This window comes from Shewanella sp. MBTL60-007, from assembly GCF_019654915.1.
In the GTDB taxonomy this organism is placed as follows: Bacteria; Pseudomonadota; Gammaproteobacteria; order Enterobacterales; family Shewanellaceae; genus Shewanella.
In genome coordinates this window covers 23,359-30,713 of sequence record NZ_BPET01000066.1, presented here as the reverse complement: position 1 = coordinate 30,713, position 7,355 = coordinate 23,359, and the positions used below count along the sequence as shown (strand labels likewise).

9 protein-coding genes are annotated in these 7,355 nt (G+C 45.6%); all 9 read right to left on the bottom strand.

Annotated elements, in window-relative coordinates:
- Nucleotides 1-196: 196 nt before the first annotated feature.
- Nucleotides 197-532: an ISC system 2Fe-2S type ferredoxin gene (gene fdx, locus K5Q92_RS20570; RefSeq protein ID WP_220770740.1), complete on the bottom strand. Its 336-nt coding sequence runs from the start codon at nucleotides 530-532 to the stop codon at nucleotides 197-199.
- 8 nt (nucleotides 533-540) lie between these two features.
- Entirely contained in the window at nucleotides 541-2,403 is a 1,863-nt protein-coding gene (gene hscA, locus K5Q92_RS20565; RefSeq protein WP_220770739.1) for a Fe-S protein assembly chaperone HscA, read from the bottom strand.
- Between the two features lie 70 nt (nucleotides 2,404-2,473).
- A complete protein-coding gene (gene hscB, locus K5Q92_RS20560; RefSeq protein WP_220770738.1) occupies nucleotides 2,474-2,998 on the bottom strand; it encodes a co-chaperone HscB in 525 nt (174 codons plus the stop codon).
- A gap of 18 nt (nucleotides 2,999-3,016) precedes the next feature.
- Nucleotides 3,017-3,340 (bottom strand): iron-sulfur cluster assembly protein IscA, encoded by a 324-nt coding sequence (gene iscA / locus K5Q92_RS20555; protein WP_202719953.1) that lies wholly within the window; start codon nucleotides 3,338-3,340, stop codon nucleotides 3,017-3,019.
- A gap of 14 nt (nucleotides 3,341-3,354) precedes the next feature.
- Nucleotides 3,355-3,738: a Fe-S cluster assembly scaffold IscU gene (gene iscU / locus K5Q92_RS20550; RefSeq protein ID WP_220770737.1), complete on the bottom strand. Its 384-nt coding sequence runs from the start codon at nucleotides 3,736-3,738 to the stop codon at nucleotides 3,355-3,357.
- Nucleotides 3,739-3,778: 40 nt separating this feature from the next.
- Nucleotides 3,779-4,993, bottom strand: a complete 1,215-nt coding sequence (locus tag K5Q92_RS20545) for an IscS subfamily cysteine desulfurase (protein WP_220770736.1) — start codon at nucleotides 4,991-4,993, stop codon at nucleotides 3,779-3,781.
- An 82-nt stretch (nucleotides 4,994-5,075) separates the two neighbouring features.
- Nucleotides 5,076-5,537, bottom strand: a complete 462-nt coding sequence (iscR, locus tag K5Q92_RS20540) for a Fe-S cluster assembly transcriptional regulator IscR (RefSeq protein ID WP_220770735.1) — start codon at nucleotides 5,535-5,537, stop codon at nucleotides 5,076-5,078.
- Nucleotides 5,538-5,731: 194 nt separating this feature from the next.
- Nucleotides 5,732-6,553 carry a serine O-acetyltransferase gene (cysE, locus tag K5Q92_RS20535; protein ID WP_220770734.1) on the bottom strand — a complete coding sequence of 274 codons (822 nt, stop codon included), beginning with the start codon at nucleotides 6,551-6,553 and terminating at the stop codon, nucleotides 5,732-5,734.
- Nucleotides 6,554-6,576: 23 nt separating this feature from the next.
- Nucleotides 6,577-7,338 (bottom strand): tRNA (cytosine(32)/uridine(32)-2'-O)-methyltransferase TrmJ, encoded by a 762-nt coding sequence (gene trmJ, locus K5Q92_RS20530; protein ID WP_220770733.1) that lies wholly within the window; start codon nucleotides 7,336-7,338, stop codon nucleotides 6,577-6,579.
- Nucleotides 7,339-7,355 lie beyond the last annotated feature (17 nt).

Here is a 7,355-nt window from a genome sequence, read left to right as displayed (position 1 = left end):
TCTACGGCAGCTACAACTTGTAATTTAAAGCCTAACGAATAATCTCGCTGTGTTCGCTTAACGCGGGCTGGTATTGGTGTGGTCATAATAAAGTCCTAAATGTGTAAACACATTCCAGGACAAGACACTGAAAACAAAAAAAGCCAGTAGTTCTGACTACTGGCTTTTTATTTAAACAGCTTAAACAGACAAAGGATTAACCTTCGCTGACCATGTTAATCGTGTACTTAGGAATATCAACAACGATATCTGAAGCAGGCACTTTTGCTTGGCAAGAAAGGCGGCTTTCTGGCTCTAACCCCCATGCTTTATCAAGCATGTCGTCTTCTAGCTCATCGCTCTCTTCTAGCTCGTCAAAGCCTTCACGGATCACGACATGACAAGTAGTGCAAGCGCATGATTTTTCACATGCGTGCTCGATATGAATACCGTTACGCAGTGCAACATCTAATACCGTTTCACCGACATTCGCTTCAACTACCGCGCCATCCGGACATAATTCTTCATGGGGTAAAAATACAATTTGTGGCATAACCTTACCTATATATTGTCAACCGACTGCCCTTTCAGAGCGAGTCGAATTGAATTATCCATACGCTTAGCAGCAAAGTCCTGCGTCGCTGTATCTAGTGCTTCGATAGCCGCTTCAATCGCATCGGCATCGTCTTCACTCGCAATTTGAGCGAGTGAAGCCATATTCGCTTGAATAGCGCTTAACTCTTCAGCCGATAGCAACTCGCCATCTTTATTTAATGCAGCATTGAGCGACTCGAGTACGCGTGCCGCTTCAACTTGCTTCTCAGCTAGCATTCGACGCGTAATATCCTCTTTGGCATTGGCCATTGAGTCTTTAAGCATGCTGCCAATTTCTTCATCGCTTAAGCCGAAAGATGGCTTAACTTGAATGCTTGCTTGAACGCCTGTGGACTTCTCCATCGCAGTAACGCTAAGTAAACCATCAGCATCCACTTGGAAGGTCACACGGATATGTGCTGCACCGGCAGCAAGTGGCGGGATCCCTTTTAAGGTAAACTTAGCAAGTGAGCGACAATCTGCCACCAACTCACGCTCACCTTGAACTACGTGGAATGCCATCGCAGTTTGTCCATCTTTAAAGGTGGTGAACTCTTGTGCACGAGCAACGGGTATCGTGGTGTTACGAGAAACGACCTTCTCAACCAAACCGCCCATGGTCTCAACGCCAAGAGAAAGTGGGATAACATCGAGCAGTAACAGATCTGACTCAGGCTTATTGCCCACTAAAATATCCGCTTGGATTGCTGCGCCAATCGCCACTACACGATCAGGGTCGATTGAAGTCAACGGAGCTTTGCCCATGAAGTTTTCAACTTCTTGACGGACTAAAGGCACACGAGTCGAGCCACCCACCATCACAGTTTCAAGCACTTCATCACTGCTAACGCCGGCATCACGTAGTGCACGGCGGCAACTACTGATTGTCTTCTTCACTAATTTGCTGATTAAGCTATCAAACAGATCGCGGCTAATGGTTAACGTCAGCGTATTGCCTTGATCATCAACCACTGAAGCAACTGCCTCAGTTGAATCTGTTAATGCTTCTTTTACGCGTCTCGCTTCAATCTGCATTTTACGGTTCATGCTTGCACTAGCAGAACTTACCTGCCATTGCTCGATGAAATACGCTTGCAACATGTGGTCGAAATCATCTCCACCTAATGCAGAGTCACCACCAGTGGCTAATACCTCAAATACGCCTTTGTTCAAACGCAGAATAGAGATATCGAATGTGCCGCCGCCTAAGTCATAAACGGCAATCACACCTTCTTGACCCGAGTCTAAACCGTAGGCAATCGCAGCGGCTGTAGGCTCGTTTAATAGGCGCAATACTTTAACGCCTGTTAATGACGCAGCATCTTTTGTGCCTTGACGCTGTGCATCATCGAAATAGGCAGGTACGGTAATAACCACCCCTTCCAATGTGCCACCAAGAGTTGACTCTGCACGGGCCACCAGCGGCTTCAATATTTCAGAGGAAACTTGGACTGGGTTAACTTTACCACTAGGAGTTACGAAAATAGGTAAGCCATTTTCACTCGCTTCGAAAGCGTACGGCAACGCCTGCGAACCCGATTGAATATCTTCGAGGCTACGGCCCATAAAGCGCTTAACCGACACTATGGTATTTTGTGGATCTTGAGCTGAGAAGGCTTCTGCTTCAAGGCCAACTTGAACACCATCTTGGGTATATCGGACGACAGAAGGCAATGAATGCTGTGAATCTTCATCGGGTAAAGTATTCGCCACGCCGCTACGTACCGCAGCAACAAGTGAGTTAGTGGTGCCTAAATCGATCCCGACGGCGAGACGATGTTGGTGGGGAGCAGCGCTCTGTCCAGGCTCTGCTATCTGCAAAAGTGCCATATATATCCAACTTAAAAAAATGTTGGCTCAATATCTTGAGCCAACAGTATTATAAAATTAAGACCGCTGACTAATCTAAGAGTGCGTCTTCCACTCTAGTCAACTCATCTTGTAATTTTGCCATAAACTTGAGTTTACGAATTTGATCTGCCGCCTGCAAATGATCCGCTTCAAGCTCACTGAGCAATAACCCCTTAAGTTCTGCGGTAATTTGCTTACCGTACTGCTCAAAAGAATCATAGAGCTGGGCAATCTCTGAGTCGGGATCATCGCTATGCTTGATCTCTTCGAGTGACTCGCGCCATTCCATCTGCTGCATTAAAAATTGAGTATCTTTTAATGTGGTCGATTCGTGGCTTAACTCTAGACCTTTCAGCGCCAAAAGATGCTCAGCTCTCTGAATTGGGTTTTTAAGCGTTTGAAAACCATCGTTGATTTGTGCTGTACGCTGTACAGATAGACGCTTATCTTGCTCACTCGCGTTAGCAAACTTGTCGGGATGAACCGCCCGTTGCAGTTCGCGGTAGCGCTCTGCAAGTAAGGCGGTGTCGACATCATAGGAAGGAAGTAAACTAAACAGCTCGAAATAATTCATAGTTTTACTTTTAATGACTTAAACGGTAAAGCTCTCACCGCAGCCACATTCACCTTTCGCATTAGGGTTATTGAACTGGAAACCTTCGTTAAGACCTTCTTTAACAAAGTCCAACTCAATCCCTTGAAGATAGATAAAACTCTTAGCATCGATGATGATTTTAACACCATCGACATCATAGATCTCATCATCATCGTTAAGATCATCAACAAATTCCAACACATAAGCCATGCCGGAACAGCCTGATGTCTTAAGCCCTAAGCGTAAGCCTAGACCTTTGCCGCGACTAGCTAAAAAGCTTTTAACTCGGTCAGCCGCAGCGGGAGTGATACTAATTGCCATCTTAACTCCAGGTATTACTTAGATTGCTTAGTTTTATACTCTTCTAGCGCAGCCTTGATCGCATCTTCAGCCAAAATAGAACAGTGAATTTTAACTGGCGGTAATGCCAATTCTTCTGCGATATCAGTGTTCTTAATCGCACGGGCTTCTTCAACTGTTTTACCTTTAACCCACTCAGTCACAAGTGAGCTAGAAGCGATAGCACTACCACAACCATAAGTTTTGAACTTAGCGTCTTCGATAATACCGTTATCATCGATACGCAGTTGTAGCTTCATTACGTCACCACAAGCTGGCGCGCCAACCATACCCGTTACTACTGATGGGTCGTTCTTATCGAATGAACCTACGTTACGTGGGTTCTCATAATGATCGATTACTTTTTCGCTATAAGCCATGATACAACTCCAATTTATCTATTCGTCAATTTAGCTAAGGTTAATGATGTGCCCACTGAACAGAGTCCAGATCGATACCGTCTTTGAACATTTCCCAAAGCGGAGACATTTCCCTTAAATTACCAATAGATTCTTTAATCGTTTCTATTGCATGGTCGATCTCTTCATCTGTCGTGAAACGACCGATTGAGAATCGAATTGAGCTGTGTGCCATCTCGTCATTTAGACCTAATGCACGCAGTACATAACTTGGTTCAAGACTAGCTGAAGTACATGCCGAGCCAGATGATACGGCTAAGTCTTTTAGTGCCATCATCAATGACTCACCTTCAACGAAGTTAAAGCTGACGTTTAGGCTGCCACAAGCACGTTTTTCCATATCGCCGTTAACGTAGGTCTCTTCGATATGCTTGATGCCATTCCATAACTTGTCACGTAATCGACGAATACGTTCGTTATCCGTTTCCATATCGGCTTTAGCAATGGCAGCTGCTTCGCCCATACCCACGATTTGGTGAGTTGCTAGGGTACCACTACGCATACCGCGCTCATGTCCACCACCGTGCATTGCTGCTTCTAGGCGAATACGTGGCTTGCGGCTAACATAAAGTGCACCAATACCTTTAGGGCCATACATCTTGTGACCAGAGATTGACATCAGATCAACTTTGGTCGCTTGTACGTCGATAGGTAATTTACCAGCACTTTGCGCTGCATCGACATGGAAGATGATTTTACGTGAACGACAAAGCTCGCCGATTGCATCGATATCTTGGATAACACCAATTTCGTTGTTCACTTGCATGATGCTCACAAGGATAGTGTCTTCACGCATCGCGTCTTCAATCATAGAAAGTGGGATCAAACCGCTCGGCTCTGGTTGAAGATAAGTCACTTCATAACCTTCGCGCTCTAACTGACGACAGGTATCTAAAACGGCTTTATGTTCGGTCTTGCTAGTGATGATGTGCTTGCCCTTCTTATGATAGAAGTGAGCCACACCTTTAATTGCAAGGTTGTCAGACTCAGTAGCACCAGAAGTAAACACGATTTCACGCGGATCGGCATTAATCAGCTCAGCAACTTGATTACGAGCGATATCAACAGCCTCTTCGGCTTGCCAACCGTAGCGGTGAGAACGAGACGCTGGATTCCCGAAAATGCCATCCATAGTCAGGCATTGCATCATTTTCTCTGCGACACGAGGGTCAACTGGCGTCGTCGCAGCATAATCTAAATAGATAGGTAGCTTCATCACACACTCCGTACTTTGTAGCCTCAAATAGAGACCACTTACAACGTACAAAAAATAATTTTTATATTCATAACAGAGGCTGTTAGATACTTAGCCTTTGTTCCTGCTGCAATTTATCCTGTTTAACGGAGATAAACTGCACATCCCTTTTATGCATCAATCCTGCTAACGATATGCCATTTAAGAAATCAGAGATCTGGTTACTTAAATCTCCCCAGAGAGAATGGGTTAAACATCGTGTTCCACTCTGGCAGTTACCTTGACCTTGGCAGCGTGTTGCATCAACAGACTCATCAACCGCACGTACAACCATCCCAACGGAAATGTCACAAGCGTCTGTACCTAGGCGATATCCACCCCCCGGGCCGCGTACACTTGAAACCAAACCATTTTTTCTGAGTTTTGCGAAGAGTTGTTCGAGGTAAGATAGAGAGATCCCTTGACGCTCGGAAATATCGGCCAATGGCACAGGACCATTAGTTGAGTGCATGGCAACGTCTAACATTGCAGTTACTGCGTACCGACCTTTCGATGTAAGTTTCATGGTTACTACGTCTCCCAAAAAAGCATAGGCTAATTTCAACATACCTGACTATTTTAGTCAAGTATAAAACCTAGCGTTTTGGTCAGGTATTAATAGGATCATGACAGGTTAAATACCCCGTCATTTTGCTGGGGTATTTAACCTGTTTATTAGGCAAGATTCAATGGCATTTAGGATTTTAACCCCACATTAATCTAGATAATGGGATCAAACTCATCTAAAGACTTCTGACGTTTCTGCGCTGCCGCTAATTCGTCTTCGCTAAAATCTTCAACATCTAGCTCAGGTAACCTTTCAGTACAGACACTTCCACCAAGCGTTTGAACCGCTTGGCACACCTCTTGAACTTTAGAATCCATGAGATGCATATGATCCAGCATCTGGCCAATAGCATTGGCGACAGGATCGGGATTATCCGGTGAGACAGCGTAGGCATCGAAGCCATATTTCTTCGCCATCTCAGTGCGGCGCTGTGAGGTTTCTTTCGATTGCGCCGATGGTGTTGCCACTACGCGGCCTGGGATCCCCACCACTGTGGTATCGGCTGGTACATCTTTAACGACTACAGAGTTAGAGCCAACCCTAGCACCATCATTCATGGTGATCGGACCTAGAATTTTAGCTCCTGCGCCAATCACCACATTATTACCTAATGTAGGATGACGTTTACCAGACTGCCACGTGGTTCCCCCGAGGGTGACCCCATGATAAAGGGTACAATCGTTACCGATTTCAGCAGTTTCACCAATCACCACGCCCATACCATGATCGATAAAAAAGCGATCGCCGATAGTCGCACCGGGGTGGATTTCTACCCCGGTTAACCAGCGAGAGAAGGTCGATAAACATCGCGCAGAAAGCCGCCAATTCCTCACCCAGAGTTTATTACTCACTCTGTGGATCCAGATAGCTTGCATTCCCGGATAATTGAATAAGATCTCTATTGTCCCGTTTGCAGCTGGATCTCTATGGTAAATAGAGGCTATGTCGTCTTTCAGTCTTGCGATAACACCCATTTAGCAACTTCCTTTTAACGCTTTTACTTATCTTTAGTCTCGTTCTTAGAGACAACTTTATCAATCGAGGTCAAAATTCCGCGCAAGATATTCATCTCTTGGCGCTCGATGCGCGTACGGCTAAATAGACGGCGCAGTTTAGTCATCACCTGACCTGGATGATTTTTAACGATGAAGTTAGTCGACAACAACGTTGTCTCTAAATGTTCAAAGAAGTTCTCACGCTCTCTTGAAGAAGGATAAGCATCTTCGCTCTCTTCGCTTTCTACAACTGTTTGCTCTGTAGCACCTTGTACCTGAGCAAGATGCGCTACTCGCGCCTCGTAACAGATAATCTGCACCGCTTGCGCTAAGTTTAGCGAGGTGTACTCTGGATTTGCAGGAATAGCTACGTGGTAGTCACAACGCTGCAGTTCTTCATTGGTCAGGCCGTTATTTTCACGACCGAAAACAATGGCAACAGGACCATTAAGCGCAGACCCCACCAATTTCTCACCCGCTTCGCGGGGCTCAAGCATGGGCCAGTCTAACGTGCGGCTGCGGGCACTGGTTGCAATAACAAGGCTACAATCTGCGATAGCCTCTTCTACAGAGCCAACAGTGATGGCGTGCTTTAAAATATCTGACGCACCTGCCGCTAAAGCGATCGAGTGGCCATCTGGCTCAACTTTTGGCTCAGCCAGATATAAAGTGGATAATCCCATGGTTTTCATAGCACGGGCTGTAGAACCTATATTCCCTGGATGGGAAGTACCGACAAGAACGACGCGAATATTGCTGAGCATGAAACTACTTAATTTTT

Coding starts and splice junctions, on each gene's coding strand:
- iscU (WP_220770737.1), bottom strand. CDS start 3,738: ATGGCTTATAGCGAAAAAGTAATCGATCATTATGAGAACCCACGTAAC.
- K5Q92_RS20545 (WP_220770736.1), bottom strand. CDS start 4,993: ATGAAGCTACCTATCTATTTAGATTATGCTGCGACGACGCCAGTTGAC.
- cysE (WP_220770734.1), bottom strand. CDS start 6,553: ATGGGTGTTATCGCAAGACTGAAAGACGACATAGCCTCTATTTACCAT.
- iscA (WP_202719953.1), bottom strand. CDS start 3,340: ATGGCAATTAGTATCACTCCCGCTGCGGCTGACCGAGTTAAAAGCTTT.
- hscB (WP_220770738.1), bottom strand. CDS start 2,998: ATGAATTATTTCGAGCTGTTTAGTTTACTTCCTTCCTATGATGTCGAC.
- iscR (WP_220770735.1), bottom strand. CDS start 5,537: ATGAAACTTACATCGAAAGGTCGGTACGCAGTAACTGCAATGTTAGAC.
- trmJ (WP_220770733.1), bottom strand. CDS start 7,338: ATGCTCAGCAATATTCGCGTCGTTCTTGTCGGTACTTCCCATCCAGGG.
- fdx (WP_220770740.1), bottom strand. CDS start 532: ATGCCACAAATTGTATTTTTACCCCATGAAGAATTATGTCCGGATGGC.
- hscA (WP_220770739.1), bottom strand. CDS start 2,403: ATGGCACTTTTGCAGATAGCAGAGCCTGGACAGAGCGCTGCTCCCCAC.